We start from the raw sequence: 16,322 nt of genomic DNA, 5'->3' as shown, positions 1-16,322 counted from the left end.
GGCCGATTGTCCACGCTCAGCGCCGTCGATACGGTGATTCCGTGTTCGGGGAGGCCGTGCAGGAGCTTCGGCGCAGCAGCGCGTTGACCCAGGAGGATCTGGCCGCGAAGACCGGGCTGTCGGTCCGTCACCTGCGGGACCTGGAGGCCGGGCGGATCGCCCGACCGCGTCCCGCGACGATGCTGTTGCTCGCCGACGCCTTCGGTCTACAGGGGTCGAGACGGGACCGTTTCCTCGCCGGGGCCCCCACCCCGCCCCCGTCCAGTGGCGTTCCGGCGCAGTTGCCGGCGGACGGTTTCGGCTTCGTCGGCCGCGAGGGCGCGCTGGCCCGCCTCGACGAGATCCTGGCCCGGTCGGTGGATCAACCGACCGCGATGGGGCTCGCGATCGTCTCCGGCACCGCCGGGGTGGGCAAGACCGCGCTCGCGGCGCACTGGGCGCACCGCGTCGCCGCGCACTTCCCCGACGGCCAGCTCTACGTCAACCTGCGCGGCTTCGACCCGGGCGGCGTCCCGCTCAGTCCGAGCACGGCGCTCGCCGGGTTCGTCAACGCTCTCGCGGGACCGGCGGCCCGCCCGTCGACCGGGCTGGACGAGCAGGTCGCCCGGTACCGGAGCCTGCTGGCCGGCCGACGGGTGCTCGTCGTGCTGGACAATGCCGGCGACGCCGACCAGGTACGCCCGCTGCTGCCGGGAGCGCCGGGCTGCTTCGTCCTCGTCACCAGCCGCCACCAGTTCCTGGGCCTGGTCAGCGTGAACGGCGCCCATCCGGTCACCCTGGACGTCATGTCCGGGGCCGAGTCCCGCGCGCTGCTGACCCGACGCCTCGGCGCGGAACGCGTGGCCGCCGAGCCCGAGGCCGTCGACGCCATCGTCGGCGCTTCCGCCGGGCTGCCGCTGGCGCTGTCGGTCGTGGCCGCCCGCGCGGCGATCCACAGTGGGTTCCGGTTGATGGACCTGGCCGCGCACCTGCGCCCGGAGGCCGATCGCCTCGACGCCTTCGACGGCGGTGAACCCGTCACCGACCTGCGGCTGGTCATGTCCTGGTCGTACCGGACGCTCGACCCGGCCACCGCCGGGCTGTTCCGGCTGCTGAGCGTGCATCCGGGCCCGGACTTCGCCGTCGCGGCGGCGGCCAGCCTCGCCGGGATCACGCCCGCGCGGGCCCACCGCCACCTGACCGAGCTGACCCGGGCCCACCTGCTCAACGAGCACCGGCCCGGCCGGTTCACGTACCACGACCTGCTGCGCGCGTACGCCGCCGAGCTGACGGCGGTCGAGGACGGCGAGGCGGACCGTCACGCGGCCCGTACCCGCCTGCTCGACCACTACCTCGGCGTCGCGTACGCCGCCGACGAACTGCTCTATTCGCAGCGGGACCGACTGCCGATCGACCCGCCGGGGCCGGGGGTCGCGCCGGTGCCACTGGCCGACCGGGACGCGGCGCTGGCGTGGTTCACCGACGAGCACCCGGTGCTGCTCTCGGCGCTGCGGCTGGCCGCCGACCACGGTTTCGACCGTCACACGTGCCACCTGGCCTGGGCGATCACCACCTATCTCAACCAGCGCGGCTACTGGGAAGACTGGACCGGCAGCCTGCGGGCGGCGTTGTCGGCGGCCGTCCGGCTGGCCGACGACCGGACCGAGGCGTACGCCCACGGGGTGCTCGGCTTCGCCGGCATCGCGCTGCACCGGTACGCGGACGCGCAGCGCCACCTGGAGCTGGCGTACGACCGGTACCGGCGGCTGGACGACCTCGCCGGGCAGGCCCGCGCCGAACTGAACCTCGGCTGGATCCGCGACCAGACGGGCGAGCCCGAGTTGGCCCTCGGCCACGCCCGGGAGGCGCTGCGGCTGCACCGGCAGGCCGGCCACGTCACCGGCCAGGCCTTCGCGCTGAACGCGGTGGGCTGGTCCCAGGGCCAGCTCGGCGACCACCACGCCGCGATCGAGAGCTGCCAGCAGGCGCTGGCCCTGTTCACGTCGGCGGAGAACATGCTCGGGCAGGCGATCACCTGGGGCAGCCTCGGGCAGTCGCACCTTCAGCTCGACGCGTTCACCGACGCGGTCACCTGCTACGGGCACGCCGTCCGCCTGCGCCGCGAGATCGGTCACCGCCGGTTGGAGGCGGACGCGTTGGTGAGTCTCGGCGACGCTCACCTGGCCGCCGGCGACGCCCCGTCGGCCCGCCTGGCGTGGCAGCGGGCGCGGGACATCCTCTCCTCGCTCGGCGAGGCCGACACCGGGGCGCTCGACGCCAAACTCGCGCAGCCGCGCTGAGTGCCCCAGGTGCCCCGCGTACCGGTCAGAACGTGGCGATCGGGTTGACCGGGCTGCCGGACGTGCCGGCGAAGCGGACCGGTGCGACGGCGAGCTGGAAGTCCCACTGGCCGAGTTCGGCGGCGGTCGTCGCGCACGCCTCCAGGTCGCAGTTGTCGAGCAGCCAGAGACCCATCGCGACGAGACCGACGGCGTGCACGGGCATCAACACGTCGTCGTACCCCGAGGGCTGGACGTCCTGCGGGGAGTCGGCGGCGATCAGCGCGACGCCGCGCTCGTGGAGCCACGGCAGGCAGGACGCGTGCCAACCGGTCTGCGCGAAACCGGTGGCCGAGCGCCCCTCGCGCCGGAAGCGCCCGTGGCCGGTACGCAGGAGCACCGCGTCGCCGACACCCACCCGTACGCCCTGGCGGCGCTCGGCCTCTTCGAGGTCGTCGGGGAACACCCCCTGGCCCGGTTCCCACCAGGGGACGTCGCGGGCCCCGGCGACGTCCAGCAGGACACCGCGGGTGATGATGCCGTCCGCCGCCGCCGTGACGGCCGCCCACGCCGAGCCCGCCGCCTCGTCGACCAGCGAGTGGGACCGCCCGTTGTACATCGCGCCGTCCCAGAAGATGTGGCACGGCGAATCGAGGTGGGTGATGGTGTTGCCGTGGTACGTGATGCCGAGTCGCTCGTTCGAGAAGCCCCAGCGCCGGTCGGCGTGGAAGGCGGCCGGCATGTTCTCGGCGCCCGGCATCTCCACGGCGTACGGGCACGTCGTCGTCGACCGTTCCATCTCCCCCGGCACGGTGACCTCCCACGCGCAGGACACACTCCTGCCATGGCGCACGGCCCGCGCCGCCGCCAGTCGGACGTCGTCGGTGATGTGGTTCAGCGTGCCGCGCTCGTCGTCGTCGCCCCACCGGCCCCAGTTCGACAGCTTGTCGAAGTATCCGAGCACGTCCTCCTGCGTCGGCAACGCCCGCTCTGCCGTCATCGCGGCACCTCCTGTCCGGCCTTCCTGCACCGCAGGCAGGGTATCCCCCGGCGCGTCAGGTCTGGATGGTGAACGTGGCGACGACGCCGTTGTGGTCGGACGCGGTGCCGCCGACGATGTCGTATCCGGTCATCCACATGAGCTGGTACTCGGGCAGCCGCTTCCAGAAGTAGATGTAGTCGATGTGCCGGTTGCCGTGCGTACCGGTGCCCTTCTCGCCGTACAGGTTGTAGTTGGAGCGCAGGTTGGGCAGTTCGTTGGCCTCGAAGACCCGCCACGGGAACTTCGCGTACCCGAAGGCGCGGTCGGCGCTGAAGTCGACGTTGAGGTCACCGCTCACGATGACCTGGCCTCCGCCCTGCTTGTCGACCGCCAGGTCCTTGAGTCCCTGGAACTGCGCCTCGGCGCACCGGGTGCGCGGCAGGTCCTCCGGCCGGCCGGCGTCTTCGATGCCGGCCACCGCGTGGGCGTTGATGTGTGTCACGGTCCGACCGCTGGCCTTGTGGCGGTACGTGACCCAGTTGTTGTACCGCGCGGGCGGCACCTCGCCCGGGCCGTTGGTGTCACATACGAAGATCGAGCCCTTGTCCCGTACGTCGAACATGCTCCGGCGGGCGATCAGTGCCTCGCCGGCCTGGTTGGTGCCGCCCGGCGCGTACAACCACCATCCGTTGTCGGCGGCCCAGTTCTCCAGGAAGTCCTTGCGGTTGCCGACCTCGTTGAGACCGACGAGGTCCGCCCGGGACGCGATCAGGTTCAGGTCGTGCGCGAAGTCGGCCTGGCTCAACCCGTTGTAGATGTTCAGCGTCGCCGCCCGCAAGGCCGTGGTCGCGGCGGCCGCCGGTGTGGCCGGCAGCAGGGCCGCCACCAGCGCGATGGCGGCCGCGAGAGCACCAAGGGCGCGGGCTGGGCGGCGTGTTGTCGTCGGCATCGACTCCCCTTCGCACACGTGAGGACCGCCGTCGGTGGCGGTCGGCGCACTCTATCGATCTCAGTCGACCTGATGCCGAACGCGGAAGTACGCGGAGGCGACAGCTTGGGGTCGCGGGCCGGTGGGGGTCCAGCCCTGCGGGTCGGCCAGCACCACCGCCTGTGCGGCGATGACGCGTTCACCGTCAGAGGTGAGCACGGGAGCTCAGCTTTCTTGCGTGTCACGCATCTTTGCGTGGCACGCAAGAAGTGCTAGGGTGGTGGCATGACGGGGCTGCGGGAGCGCAAGAAGGCCGAGACGCGGGCGGCGCTCGGCTGGGCCGCGATCCACCTCACCGCCGAGCGCGGCTACGACAACGTCCGCGTCGAGGACATCGCCGAGGCGGCCGGCGTCTCCCCGCGTACCTTCAACAACTACTTCTCCAGCAAGGCCGAGGCCATCGCCTCCCGCCACCTCGACCGCAGCCTGCGCACCGCCGCCGCGCTGCGCGAACGCCCCGCCGACGAGCCGCTGTGGGCCGCGCTCACCCAGGCCGCGCTGGCGCAGTTCACGCGCGGCCCCGAGGTCGAGGCGATGCCCTCCCCCGCGCACGCCCAGTGGGTGGCCGGCGTCCGCACCATGCTCGCCGAGCCCGCCCTCCAGGGCGAGCGCCTGCGCGCCGTCGCAACCGCCGAGGCCGAGTTGGCCGACGCGGTCGCCGAACGCACCGGGACCGACCTCGCCACCGACATGTACCCGAGGCTCGTCGCGGCCGCCGCCAGCGCGGCCGTCGCCGTCGCCATGCAGCACTACCTCGACAGCGCCGACCCGCCCACTCCGATCGAACACCTCATCACCGACGCCTTCGCCCAGGTCGCCGCCGGCCTCCCCGCGCCGCCCCGCTGACGCGCCGGCCCGCACCCGGGCACCCCTCACCCACCATCCTCAGCCGCGTCACACCCCGCGGCGGGCCGGTCGTACGCCGCGCCCGCCGTGGCGACGACGCACGCCCCGAAGGGATCACGACCGTGATCGACGTCCTCATCGTCGGCGCCGGCCCGAACGGCCTGATGCTCGCCTGCGAACTGGCTCTCGCCGGTGTCCACCCCGTCGTCCTCGAACGCCACCCGACGCCCGGCGGCGAGCCCCGCGCCAACGGCCTCGTCGGCCAGGTCGTCCGCCTCCTCGACCGGCGCGGCCTGTACGCGCGCCTCAGCGGCGACAGCAACCCGCCGTCCCCGCAACCCGCCTTCACCTTCGGCGCGTTCCCGCTGGACCTCACGGTGCTCACGGACAACCCGCACTACGTGCTCGGCGTGCCGCAGGCCCAGCTCGAAGCCGCCCTCGCCGCCCGCGCCGCCGAACTCGGCGTCGACCTGCGCCGCGGCCACGAGGTCGTCGACCTGCGCCAACGGCCCGCCGCGGTCGAGGTCGACCTCGCCGACGGTACGCGGCTCACCGCCCGCTTCGTCGTCGGCGCGGACGGCGGCCGCAGCCGGGTACGCCGTACCGCCGGCATCGACTTCCCCGGCGTCACCAACGACCGGTCGGTCTCCCGTACCGCGACGGTGACCGTCCCCGCGTCGTTCCTCGACCCCGAGACCGGCGGCCTGCTCGCCCCCGGCTACGGGGTCGTGCCGCCGTTCCTGCACACCCGCACGCCGCGCGGCCTGATCGCCTGGGCCCCGTTCCCCGGCCGGCCGGCGCTGGTCAGCACCACGGAGTGGCCCGACGCGCCGACGAGCGACGAGACCCCGATGAGCCTGGCCGAGCTGCGCGCCAGCGTCACCCGGGTGCTCGGCGTCGACGTGCCTCTCGGTCCACCCGACGGCCCCGGCCTGCTCCGCCGGCTGACCGGTCGCAACACCCGGATCGCCGCCCGCTACCGCGCCGGTCGGGTGCTGCTGGTCGGCGACGCCGCGCACGTGCACCCCGCCATCGGTGGCCCCGGCCTCAACCTCGGCCTGCAGGACGCCGTGAACCTGGGGTGGAAGCTCGCCGCCACCGTGCGCGGCTGGGCGCCGGAGGGTCTGCTCGACACGTACGAGACCGAACGTCGTCCGGTCGCCGAGCGGGTCGTCATGTCCACCGAGGCACAGTCGGCGCTGATCGGTCCCGGCGAGGAGATCACCGGGCTGCGGGAACTCTTCGGCGAACTACTGCGGATACCGGAGGTGACCGGGCACATCGCGGCGCTGATGTCCGGCGCGGACATCCGCTACCCCGCCGATCCCGCCGACCCGATGGCCGGCCGGTCCGCCCCCGACGTGGTCGTGCACGGCGACCGGGGCGTCGTACGACTCGCCGAGCTGACCCGCGGCGCCCGGCCGCTGCTGCTGGACTCCACGGGCGCCTGGGCCGAGGTCGCCGCACCCTGGCGGGACCGGGTGGACGTGGTCACCGGCCACCTGGAGGGCACGACCGCAACCGGGCTGCTGGTCCGCCCCGACTGCTTCGTCGCCTGGTCGGCCGGGGACGCCGGCACGTTGCGCGCCGCGCTCACCCGCCACTTCGGCCGGCCGCTCTGACCATCGGTGGCCGGGAACGCCTCGCGCTCCCGGCCACCGGCTGTCCACAGCGCGGGATCAGTTGGTGATCACCGGCCAGGCGTAGGCGAGCAGCGCGCAGGCGGCGCCGAGCAGCGCGAACGAGATGCCCCGGGTGGGCAGGGGCAGGGCCGCGAGCACGATCAGGATGACGGCGATGATGTAGAGAAATGCCTGGGCGGACATGGAGGTCTCCTCAGTAAGGGGGGTAAGAAAAACGATCAGCCGTCCGGGGTGAACAGCCCCTGGATGCCGACGACAATCGCGATCAGGCCAAAGATCGCGAGCAACAGGCGGACTCCGGTCGCGCCGTCCGACTGCTCCACGCCCGACGCCGGACGACCGGTCAGACGGCCCCACAACAGGGCCAGGCCGACACCGATCCCGACCACCTCGAAGTGGAACACCCGGGGGCCGGACACCAGGTGGACGATCAGGTAGTAGCCGCCGGTCACCAGCGCCACGAGCCCGACCACCCACGCGATCGGCGCCACCCGACCGGCGAGGCGGCCCAGGTCGTCACCGACGCGCGGCAGCAACCGCAGCACGGCGATGGCGAGCAGGAAGCCGCCGACGATGTTGGCGAGGTCGAGCAGCAAAGCCATGATCACGAGGGTCTCCGTCGATCGGACGATCAGCCGGCGGGCAGATACCCATGGACCTGACCGGTTGAAACGACATTCGGCGATCGACCTTGAGCCGGAGCGCTCACTGTGGAGCGATGAGGGGGGCGTAGTCGGCACGGCCGAGCGGCTGTGCCGACAGCAACCCGTCGGCGCGCGGCACTCCCAGCGGCCGTTCGTCGCGCACGAACGTCACGGTGCTGACGTCGGGACGGCTGGTGAGCGTGCAGACGATCTGCCCGAAGGCGAGCACCTCGTCGCTGCGACCGGCGTCGTCACCAGGTTCGTCGACCATGACCCGGGCCTGGCTGGCGCTCAGCGTCACACCGGCCGCGTTGACCGCCCCCGGCAGGGCACTGGTGAGGTCGGTGTCGCGTTCGGCAGTGGTGGGGCCGGCGAACAGGTGCCGCAGGTGCTCCTCGATGGTGGGTGGACGGTCGACGCTCCGCAGCACCGGGACGATCCGGTTGTCGCGTACGAGGCAGAGGGTCTCGGTGGCCGGACCGGCCGGCGCGGTGTCGGCGGATGCGGTGTCGGCGGTGGTCGGGAACGGCCCGCGCGGCGGCGACACCGGGCGGGGCGCGTCGTCGGCGGGGATGCCGCAGCCGACCAGCAGCGCGACGAGACCCAGACCGAGCAGGCGCCGACGACTCATGCCAGGCTCTCCGGCAGGGTCACGCGGAACCGGGCGCCGCCGCCGGGATGGTCGGTGACGGTGACGGTCCCACCGTGCGCGCTCGCGTGCTGGGCGACCAGGGCGAGACCGAGCCCGGTGCCGTCGCCCGCGCCACGCGTGTGGGCGGCACGTCCACGCACGAAGCGGTCGAAGATGGCCTCCCGGTCCTCGACGGGTACGCCCGGGCCGTCGTCCTCGACCTCGATCACGGCGGCGCTGCCGTCGCGGTCGAGCAGGACGGACGTCGGACCGCCCCCGTAGGTCACGGCGTTGTCCAGCAGGTTCGCCAGGATCTGCGCGACGCGCCGACGCTCGACCCGCCACGTCGCGGGCGCCCCGGGCGCGAGCCGCACGATCGACACCGGCAGGTCCAGGGCTTCGCAGGCGGCGCGGGCCAGCGCCACCGGGTCCACCGGCGCGCGGTGCGCGGGCTGGTCGCTACGGGCCAGGTCGATCAGGTCGTTGACGAGCCGCTGAAAGCGGTCGATCTCGTCGGCGACCAACCCCGCCGCGATCGCCGTCCGCTCGTCCTGGTGTTCCCGGCGACGGGCCAGCACGCTCGCCGCGGCGGCGAGGGTCTGCAACGGCGACCGCAGTTCGTGGCTGACGTCGGCGGCGAAGCGGCGGTCGCGCTCGATGCGGTGGGCGAGCCGGTCGACCATCTGGTTGAACGAGGAGGACAACCGGGTCAGGTCGGGGTCGGTGGCCGGGTCCAGGCGGGCCGTGAAGTCACCGGCCGCGATCTTCTCCGCCGCGTCGGCGACCGCCGTCAACGGGCGCAGCCCGTGCCGGGTGGCGTGCCACCCCAGCGCGGCGCCGGACCCGGCGATCATGATGGCCACGGTGGTCAACGCGAGCGCCAGGACCTGAAACGTCTGCTCCAACTCGCGCAGGGAATTGACCTCGAAGTACGTCGCCGTCGCGGACAGGGGCACGCCGACCACGAGAACCGACTGACCGTCCACCCGTACCCGTTGCACCGCCGGCTGCCCGGACGCCACGACGCGGCGCAGGTCCTGGGGGATGGCGGTGGTGGGGCCGGGGTCGGCCGTGCGGGCGTACCACTCGCCGTTGAGGTGCAGCACCGGGCGACGTCCGCCGCCGGTGTCCAGCGACCGCAGCACCTCCACGACATTGGGGGTGTCGGTGTCGATCCCGGCGCGCACGACCGTCGCGTCGAAGTACGCGGCGCGCAGGGCGGTGCGTTCCCGCTCTCCGATCAGGGATCGGCGGGTCAGCTCGTAGGAGACCAGGGCCATCGAGGCGGCGAGCAGGAGCGCGCCGACGGCGAACGCGGCGGTGACCCGGGTACGCAGTCCGAGGCGTCTCATCGCTGCAACTTGTAACCCATACCCCGCAGGGTGACCAGGTGCCGAGGGGTCGCCGGGTCGGGCTCGATCTTCTGCCGCAACCGGCCGACGTGCACGTCGACCAGCCGCTCGTCGCCGATGTCGTAGCCCCAGACCCGTTGCAGCAACTGCTGACGTGACAGCACCCGGCCCGCGTGCTCGGCCAGCTCGCACAGCAACCGGAACTCGGTACGGGTCACCGCCACCGGCCGGCCGCCACGACGCACCTCGCCCGCGTCGGGACTGATCTCCAACTCGCCGAACGCCAGCACGGGCACCGGCTCCGCCGCCGGCCCCCCGACCACGGCGCGGGCACGGCGACGCAGCGCCCGCAGCCGCGCGGTCAGTTCCTTGATCGCGACCGGCTTGACCAGGTAGTCGTCCGCGCCGGCCTCCAGGGCGGCGACGATGTCATGGGTGTCGTCCCGGGCGCTGACCACCACGATCGGCACGTCGTCGTCGCGGCGGAGCTGCCGGATGCACTCGAAGCCGTCGAGGCCGGGAAGCATCAGGTCGACGAGCACGTAGTCCGCCGGATCACGGCGCTGCGCGCGCAGCCCCTCCTCGGCGGTGGCCGCGCCCACCGCGTCGTACCCCTCGTCCTGGAGGGCGAGCAGCAGCGCCAGTCGGATCCGGTCGTCGTCCTCGATCACCAGTACGGCCGTCATAACCGCATCATCCCCAGGCCACGACGACACGGCCAATCGCGTCCGCCGGCCTGCGGATTTGTCACCCAACTGTCATAGATCCGCGCGACGACCGCCACGCCGGACCGGCACGGTGGCAGGCGACCAGAGCCACGAGAAAGGGGTACGACAGTGACGGGACCACTCAAACCTCCGTCGTACGCGCTGCCGCTGGTGGAGGTCAGCATCACCCAACTGGACCTGAGCTGCCTGGCCGAGAGCGGCGCCGTGTTCGACCGGCTGCTGGCGCTGCGCCCCGGGCAGGTCGTCGTCGACCTGTCGGAGTGCCGTTACCTCGACGCCGCCGCCATCGGGCTGCTGCTGGACATCCACCGACGGCTGGCCCGCGCCGACGGGACCCTCGTCGTACGCAACCCCAACCGGCGTATCCAGCGCATCCTGCACCACGCCCGGCTGGACCAGGTCCTGCCGATCGTCACCGAACCGCCGTCGGCGTCGCCCGGCGATCCGGCGACGCGGGACGAGTCACGGCCGGTCGAGCCGGCGCTCGCCGCTCGCGGCGGACAGAAAGGATCAGCGGCATGACCGTCGTCCCGGACGACAACCTGATGACCCTCATCTGTGACATCTGCGGCGACAGTCTCACCGCCACCGCCTGCGTGCTGCCCGACGCCGAGGTCGTCTGGACGCTCGTGTCCGAGCACGGCTGGAGCGGCTCGCCGTTCGCCACCGGACCACACCGCTGCCCCCACTGCAGCCTGCTCCCGCCCGCGAACCCCCGGCAGGCCTCGATCGAGGGCCACGGTCCCGGCGGGATTCTCGGCATCGACCACCTCGACGACGCCACCATCGTCACCGCCAGCGGCGACATCGACGTCGCCACCGGGGACGCGCTGCGTGCCGCGCTGCGGCAGGCGGCCGAGGCGGGCGCACCCGTGCTGGTCGACCTGAGTCGTGTACACGCCATCGACTCCACCGGCCTCGGCCTGCTGGTCCGGGCCCACCTCGACGCCCGCGAGCGGGGCCTCACGCTCTGCCTCGCCGCGCCGTCGCGGTTCATCCGGACCGTCCTGCACACGATGCGCCTGGACGGCGTCTTCCCGATCTTCGACAGTCGCGAGGACGCCCTGGACCGGATGGCCCGGCCGGCGCTGTCCGTGGCCGCGCCCACGGCCGAGACGTAACGCCGACGGCCGTGGCAGCAGCTCAGACGCCCATCGTCACGAGATCCGCGGACGCCAGGTTCACGCCGATGACCAACGGTTTCGCAGGGTGGCCAGGCCGGCCGGGGTTATCTCACCGAGGACGCGGAGCCGGGCCATTCCACCGTCCGGGTACGCGTCGAGGCGTACCCAGGTCACCGCGTCCGCGTCGGTGACCAGGAATCGGTGCCGGGTGTCGGGTTGCAGGCGGGTCACCGGCAGCAGGTCGAACCAGCCGTCCGGGTCGTCCGGGTCGGTGGCGCACCCGCGGACCGCCGCCGCCCCGGGCGCGTTGCCCTTGAAGTGGCTGGTATCCAACTCGACGAGCCGGACGACGCCGGGTGCGGCGAGGCGCAGCAGGACCCAGTCGTTGCCGTCGTCGCGGCGGCGGGCCGTCTCCCAGCCCTCCCCCATCGTGCGGGCCCGGCCGGGGGCGATCAGGTTGTGGGGCGTGCCGTAGAACATGTCGCTGCATCCCACGACGAGACCCCCGTGTTCCAGGGCCGCCAGGTCGACCAGGCCACCGGCGAGGAACCGGGGGTCGGGGGTGGCCTCGCCGTGCACCCGCAACCGGGCGACACCGCCGTCCGGGAAGATCGACAGGCGTACGTGGGTGACCCGGTGTCCCGGTTCGACGGAGAAGACGTTGCGGGTGTCGCCGGCGAGCGCCACCCGGGGCACCAGGGGCGTCCAGGTCGCCTCGGCGAGGTCCTCGGGTGCCGGATGCCCGTCCAGGCGGCAGGCGTCGACCGCCGCGTACGGCGGGTAGTTGCCGGTGAAGTGGCTGGTGTCCACGACGACGGTGTGCACGATCCCGGGCACGCCGAGCCGCACGATGGCGTGATCGTGCCCGGGGGTACGCCGACGGCGGGTCTCCCACCCCTCGTACACCTGGCCCTTGGCCCCGAAGGTGGCTGGGGCGAACGTCGGCGGCTTCGGGTCGACGAGGTGGTCGGCGGGGGCGAAGAACTCGTCGTTGGCGTGGACGACGCCACCGGACAGCGCCCGGGAGGCGAGGTCGGGAAGTGTGCTCATCGGCTGCTCCCGGAGATGAGGCGTCCCCGTGGCGGTCCGTCCGGCGAGACCGGCTGGCCACGCAGCCACACGTCGCGTACGACGCCGTGCAGCGTCCGCCCGGCGTACGGGGTGACGGGATGGCGGTGCCGCAGCGTCGCCGGGTCGACCACGAACGGCTCGTCCGGTGCGAAGGCGACGAGGTCGGCGTCGGAACCGGGAGCGATGCGCCCCTTGGTGCCCAGTCCGGCGATCTCGGCGGGCCGCTGCGCCATCCACCGGACGACGTCGATCAGCCGGTACCCGCGCCGCCGGGCACTGCTCCAGATGGCCGGCAGGCCGATCTGCAACGACGAGATGCCTCCCCACGCGGCGGCGAAGTCACCGCTCGGCGGTCTCTTCAGAGCCGGTGTGCTGGGTGAGTGGTCGGAGACGACGCAGTCGATGACCCCGGCGACCAGACCCGCCCAGAGCCGGTCCTGGTTGGCGCGGTCCCGGATCGGCGGACAGCACTTGTACTCGGTGGCGCCGTCGGGCACCTCCTCGGCGCTCAGGCAGAGGTAGTGCGGGCAGGTCTCGACGGTGACGCTGACGCCCGCGTCCCGCGCGGCGGCGATCAGCGGCAGGGCGTCGGCCGACGACAGGTGCAGGATGTGGACGCGTGCGGCGGCGCGTCGGGCGGCGTCCAGCACCCGGGCGATGGCCGTTGTCTCGGCGTTCGGTGGCCGGGACGCCACGAAGTCGGCGTAGCGGCGCGACGGTGGTGCGGCGCTGATGTCGTCGGGGTTCTCGGCGTGCACGATGAACAGGGCGTCGACCGCGCGGAGCGCGGTGTCGAGCGCCGGTGGGTCCAGCGGCGGGAACTCCGGCACACCGGAGTCGACGAGGAAACACTTGAAGCCGAGGACACCGGCGCGGTGCAGCGCCGCGAGGTCTCCGGCGTTGCCGGGCACAGCTCCGCCCCAGAAACCGACGTCCGTGTGCACCGCGCCGTCGGCGGCGCGGCGCTTCACGTCGAGGGCCGGCACCGACACGGTCGGCGGGAGGGAGTTGAGCGGCATGTCGACGATCGTCGTCACGCCGCCGGCTATCGCGGCGCGGGTGGCCGAGGCGAAGCCCTCCCATTCGGTACGCCCGGGTTCGTTCACGTGCACATGGGTGTCGACGAGGCCGGGCAGCAGGGCCAGGTCGCCGAGGTCGGTGACCGGCCCGTCGGGCGTGGCGTCGTGGTCGGTCACCGCCATGATGCGTCCGTCGGTGACGCAGACCGTCGCCGGCCGTTCGCCCCGCGGGGTGACGACCCGCGTCGAGCGCAGGACGAGGTCGTAGCTCACAGCGCCTCCAGGGTGGCTCGGTCGACGCCGACCTCGTCCGGGTCGAGCGCGCCGCAGTCGAGGCCACGGCGCAGGAACCCGGCGAGCGCGTGTGCGGTCGCCGGTTCGTCCAGCACGCCCCCGGCGCGGCGGTCCAGGTACGCGGTGAGGCGTTCCACGGTGGCCGCACGGCTCTCGCGGAAGAAGGCGTAGGTGGCGGCGTACCGGGTGGGCAACTGCGCGGGATGCAGGTCCCAACCCTGGTAGAAGCCGCGCGCGAGGGACCGCCGGACCAGGCTCGTGTGCAGCCGCCAGGCCCGGTGTACGGCCGTCGCGTCGCCGACCGGGAGCACGTTCGACGAGCCGTCGCTGAGGCGTACGCCGGTGCCGGCCGCCGCCGCCTGCATGACGGCCTTGGCGTGGTCGGCGACGGGATGGTCGAGCGACTGGTGGGCGGCCGCGACGCCGCAGGCGGCGCTGTAGTCGTACGTGCCGTAGTGCAGCCCGACGCAGCGGCCCTGGGCGGCGGTGATCATGCGGGCGACGGTGGCGGTGCCGTCCGCGCCCAGCACCGCCTCCGGGGTCTCGATCTGCAGCTCGAAGCGCAGGCTCGCGGCCGGCAGCGCGTACGCGGCCTCCAACGCCGCGCACAGCAGGGACATCGCCGCGACCTGCTCGACGGCCCGGACCTTCGGCAGGGTGACGACGAAACCGGGTGGGGGTGGACCGAGCGCGTCGAGGAACACGTCGAGGGTACGGATCGCCCGGTCCCGGCTGTCGGCGTCGAGGCTCTTGCAGCGCAGCCCGACGAACGCGGGGCGCGGGCCGTTCCGCAGCGCCGTCGCGGCGACGCGGGCGCTCTCGTCCTCCTCGTCGTCGTCGCGTACGCCGTAGCCGTCCTCGAAGTCGAGACGGAGATCCTCGATGGGCTCGGTGGACAGCTTCGCCAGCACGCGGTCGCGCAGCTCCACCGGGAACGGCAGGGGTGGGCACCCGTTCAGCGTGTCGAGGGCCTGCTCGCCCCAGCGCCGGCACAGGTCCGGGGTGTACCGGTCCGCCGGGACGTACACGGTGTGCACCGGCTGCCGGCCGGGGGCCGCACCCGGGTAGCGCCGCCGCAGCGCCTCGTCGACCGGCGCGAGCCGGCGGTCCAGTTCGAGGCCGGTCCGCTCGTGCAGTCGGCGGCCCATCAGTCGACGACCTCGTACGCGGGCACCGTGAGGAAGTCGACGAACTCGTCGTCCAGCGCGCCCCGCTCGACGAGGGCTCGTGCGTCCGGCCACCGCCCGGCCGCGTAGGCGGTCTCCCCCACGGCGTGCCGAATCCCGGCCAGTTCCTCCCCCACGACGCGTCGGACGAGGTCCGCGGAGACCGTCTCGCCGGTGTCGGCCAGCCGGACAGCCTGGTGCGCCCACTGCCAGATCTGGGCGCGGGAGATCTCGGCGGTGGCCGCGTCCTCCATGAGGTTGTTGATGGCGACGGCCCCGACGCCCCGGAGCCAGGCCTCCAGGTAGCGCAGCGCGACCGAGACGTTGGTCCGCAACCCGGCCGAGGTGACCTCGCCGCCCGCGACCGTGAAGTCGAGCAGCCGGTCGGCGGGCACGCGCACGTCGTCGCGGATGCGGTCCAGTTGGTTGTCCCGCTGCCCGAGGACGCCGTCGAAGACCTCGCGGCAGACCGGCACCAGCGCCGGGTGGGCCACCCAGGAGCCGTCGAAGCCGTCGTTCGCCTCGCGCTCCTTGTCCGCGCGGACCTGCGCGAAGGCCGCCGCGTTCCGCTGCGCGTCACCGCCGGGCACGAAGGCCGACATGCCGCCGATGGCGACCGCGCCACGGCGGTGACAGGTCGCGACGAGCAGATCGGTGTACGCGCGCAGGAACGGCGCGGTCATCGTGATCGCGGCACGGTCGGGCAGCACGGTCCGCTCGCGGAAGTTCTTGATGATGGAGAACAGGTAGTCCCAGCGCCCCGCGTTGAGCCCGGCGGCGTGCGGCCCCAGCGCGTGCAGGATCTCGTCCATCTCGAACGCCGCCGTGATGGTCTCGATGAGCACGGTCGCGCGGATCGCGCCGCGTCCGATGCCGAGCGTGTCCTCGGCGTACGCGAACACGTCGTGCCAGAGCCGCGCCTCCCGGTGACTCTCCAGCTTCGGCAGGTAGTAGTACGGGCCGACGCCCCGCGCGATCGACTCCCGCGCGTTGTGGAAGGCGTGCAGGCCGAAGTCGACGAGCGCGCCGGCGGCCGGCACGCCGTCGACCAGCACGTGACGCTCGTCGAGATGCCAGCCCCGTGGTCGTACGACGATGGTGGCGAGCGGCCCGTCCGCGCGCAGGGCGTAGTGCCGCCCGTCCGGCGCGTCGTGGGTGATCGTGGCGCGTACGGCGTCGTACAGGTTGATCTGCCCGGCCATGACGTTCGCCCAGTGCGGCGTGTTGGCGTCCTCCAGGTCGGCGAGCCAGACCTGCGCGCCGGAGTTCAGCGCGTTGATGGCCATCTTGCGGTCGGTGGGTCCGGTGATCTCCACGCGCCGGTCGGCGAGACCGGGTGGTGGCGGGGGCACCCGCCACTCGGATTCGCGGATGTCCTTCGTCTCGGTCAGGAAGTCGAGTCGGCCGGTCCGGGCGATCTCCGCGCGTCGCCGAGCGCGACGGGCGAGCAGTTCCGCCCGGCGGGCGTCGAAGCGCCGGTGCAGCTCGCTGACGAACCCCAGCGCCTCGGGGCTGAGGATTTCCCGTTCGGTCATCGTCGGCACGTGCACTCCTGTCCTCGCTGTCGGGTGGGCCG

The 16,322-nt window shown here is 73.1% G+C and carries 17 protein-coding genes; 5 read left to right on the top strand and 12 right to left on the bottom strand.

Annotation, left to right across the window (positions count from 1 at the left end):
- Positions 1-41 precede the first annotated feature (41 nt).
- Complete coding sequence (locus tag AB0I89_RS13960) at positions 42-2,279, top strand: tetratricopeptide repeat protein (protein WP_357125379.1); 2,238 nt, start codon at positions 42-44, stop codon at positions 2,277-2,279.
- A 25-nt stretch (positions 2,280-2,304) separates the two neighbouring features.
- On the opposite strand, the gene AB0I89_RS13955 is transcribed toward AB0I89_RS13960, so the two are convergent.
- Genes AB0I89_RS13955 through AB0I89_RS13945 form a run of 3 tightly spaced genes read right to left on the bottom strand, consistent with a single transcriptional unit; the run spans position 2,305 to position 4,387 of the window.
- Positions 2,305-3,258, bottom strand: a complete 954-nt coding sequence (locus tag AB0I89_RS13955) for a cyclase family protein (protein ID WP_357125376.1) — start codon at positions 3,256-3,258, stop codon at positions 2,305-2,307.
- A 55-nt stretch (positions 3,259-3,313) separates the two neighbouring features.
- Positions 3,314-4,189 (bottom strand): endonuclease/exonuclease/phosphatase family protein, encoded by an 876-nt coding sequence (locus tag AB0I89_RS13950; RefSeq protein WP_357125373.1) that lies wholly within the window; start codon positions 4,187-4,189, stop codon positions 3,314-3,316.
- 60 nt (positions 4,190-4,249) lie between these two features.
- Positions 4,250-4,387, bottom strand: coding sequence for a hypothetical protein (locus AB0I89_RS13945; protein ID WP_357125370.1), 138 nt, complete (start codon positions 4,385-4,387; stop codon positions 4,250-4,252).
- A gap of 66 nt (positions 4,388-4,453) precedes the next feature.
- Between AB0I89_RS13945 and AB0I89_RS13940 the strand changes: the two genes are divergently transcribed.
- Together AB0I89_RS13940 and AB0I89_RS13935 are read left to right on the top strand one after the other, a co-directional pair.
- Positions 4,454-5,074, top strand: coding sequence for a TetR family transcriptional regulator (locus AB0I89_RS13940; protein WP_357125367.1), 621 nt, complete (start codon positions 4,454-4,456; stop codon positions 5,072-5,074).
- Between the two features lie 122 nt (positions 5,075-5,196).
- Positions 5,197-6,696, top strand: a complete 1,500-nt coding sequence (locus AB0I89_RS13935; protein WP_357125364.1) for an FAD-dependent monooxygenase — start codon at positions 5,197-5,199, stop codon at positions 6,694-6,696.
- Between the two features lie 57 nt (positions 6,697-6,753).
- Here AB0I89_RS13935 and AB0I89_RS13930 read toward each other — a convergent pair whose 3' ends face one another.
- The 5 genes from AB0I89_RS13930 to AB0I89_RS13910 form a co-directional block, all read right to left on the bottom strand.
- Positions 6,754-6,900 (bottom strand): hypothetical protein, encoded by a 147-nt coding sequence (locus AB0I89_RS13930; protein ID WP_355048005.1) that lies wholly within the window; start codon positions 6,898-6,900, stop codon positions 6,754-6,756.
- 35 nt (positions 6,901-6,935) lie between these two features.
- Positions 6,936-7,319, bottom strand: coding sequence for a hypothetical protein (locus AB0I89_RS13925; protein ID WP_355048247.1), 384 nt, complete (start codon positions 7,317-7,319; stop codon positions 6,936-6,938).
- 103 nt (positions 7,320-7,422) lie between these two features.
- On the bottom strand, positions 7,423-7,992 hold the full coding sequence (locus AB0I89_RS13920; RefSeq protein WP_357125359.1) for a GerMN domain-containing protein: 570 nt from the start codon (positions 7,990-7,992) through the stop codon (positions 7,423-7,425).
- Positions 7,989-9,344 (bottom strand): HAMP domain-containing sensor histidine kinase, encoded by a 1,356-nt coding sequence (locus AB0I89_RS13915; protein ID WP_357125356.1) that lies wholly within the window; start codon positions 9,342-9,344, stop codon positions 7,989-7,991. The genes AB0I89_RS13920 and AB0I89_RS13915 overlap by 4 nt, the downstream gene beginning before the upstream one ends.
- A complete protein-coding gene (locus AB0I89_RS13910; protein WP_355048002.1) occupies positions 9,341-10,030 on the bottom strand; it encodes a response regulator transcription factor in 690 nt (229 codons plus the stop codon). The genes AB0I89_RS13915 and AB0I89_RS13910 overlap by 4 nt, the downstream gene beginning before the upstream one ends.
- A 150-nt stretch (positions 10,031-10,180) precedes the next feature.
- On the opposite strand from AB0I89_RS13910, the gene AB0I89_RS13905 reads away from it, so the two are divergent.
- Both AB0I89_RS13905 and AB0I89_RS13900 read left to right on the top strand, forming a co-directional pair.
- Positions 10,181-10,594, top strand: a complete 414-nt coding sequence (locus AB0I89_RS13905) for an STAS domain-containing protein (RefSeq protein ID WP_357125352.1) — start codon at positions 10,181-10,183, stop codon at positions 10,592-10,594.
- Positions 10,591-11,193, top strand: coding sequence for an STAS domain-containing protein (locus AB0I89_RS13900; RefSeq protein ID WP_357125349.1), 603 nt, complete (start codon positions 10,591-10,593; stop codon positions 11,191-11,193). The genes AB0I89_RS13905 and AB0I89_RS13900 overlap by 4 nt, the downstream gene beginning before the upstream one ends.
- A gap of 60 nt (positions 11,194-11,253) precedes the next feature.
- Here AB0I89_RS13900 and alc read toward each other — a convergent pair whose 3' ends face one another.
- The 4 genes from alc to aceB are packed head-to-tail and all read right to left on the bottom strand — an operon-like array spanning position 11,254 to position 16,281.
- Positions 11,254-12,246 carry an allantoicase gene (alc, locus tag AB0I89_RS13895; RefSeq protein WP_357125346.1) on the bottom strand — a complete coding sequence of 331 codons (993 nt, stop codon included), beginning with the start codon at positions 12,244-12,246 and terminating at the stop codon, positions 11,254-11,256.
- The gene (allB, locus tag AB0I89_RS13890; RefSeq protein ID WP_357125343.1) at positions 12,243-13,559 is read right to left on the bottom strand and encodes an allantoinase AllB; all 1,317 of its coding nucleotides are present in this window, start codon (positions 13,557-13,559) and stop codon (positions 12,243-12,245) included. The genes alc and allB overlap by 4 nt, the downstream gene beginning before the upstream one ends.
- Complete coding sequence (locus AB0I89_RS13885) at positions 13,556-14,728, bottom strand: hypothetical protein (RefSeq protein WP_357125340.1); 1,173 nt, start codon at positions 14,726-14,728, stop codon at positions 13,556-13,558. Before AB0I89_RS13885 ends, allB begins: the two co-directional genes overlap by 4 nt.
- Positions 14,728-16,281, bottom strand: a complete 1,554-nt coding sequence (gene aceB, locus AB0I89_RS13880) for a malate synthase A (protein ID WP_357125711.1) — start codon at positions 16,279-16,281, stop codon at positions 14,728-14,730. The genes AB0I89_RS13885 and aceB overlap by 1 nt, the downstream gene beginning before the upstream one ends.
- Positions 16,282-16,322: the final 41 nt, after the last annotated feature.

Origin of the sequence: Micromonospora sp. NPDC049801 (assembly GCF_040656575.1) — a bacterium.
Lineage (GTDB): Bacteria > Actinomycetota > Actinomycetes > Mycobacteriales > Micromonosporaceae > Micromonospora.
This window is presented reverse-complemented; position numbering and strand designations above follow the sequence as displayed.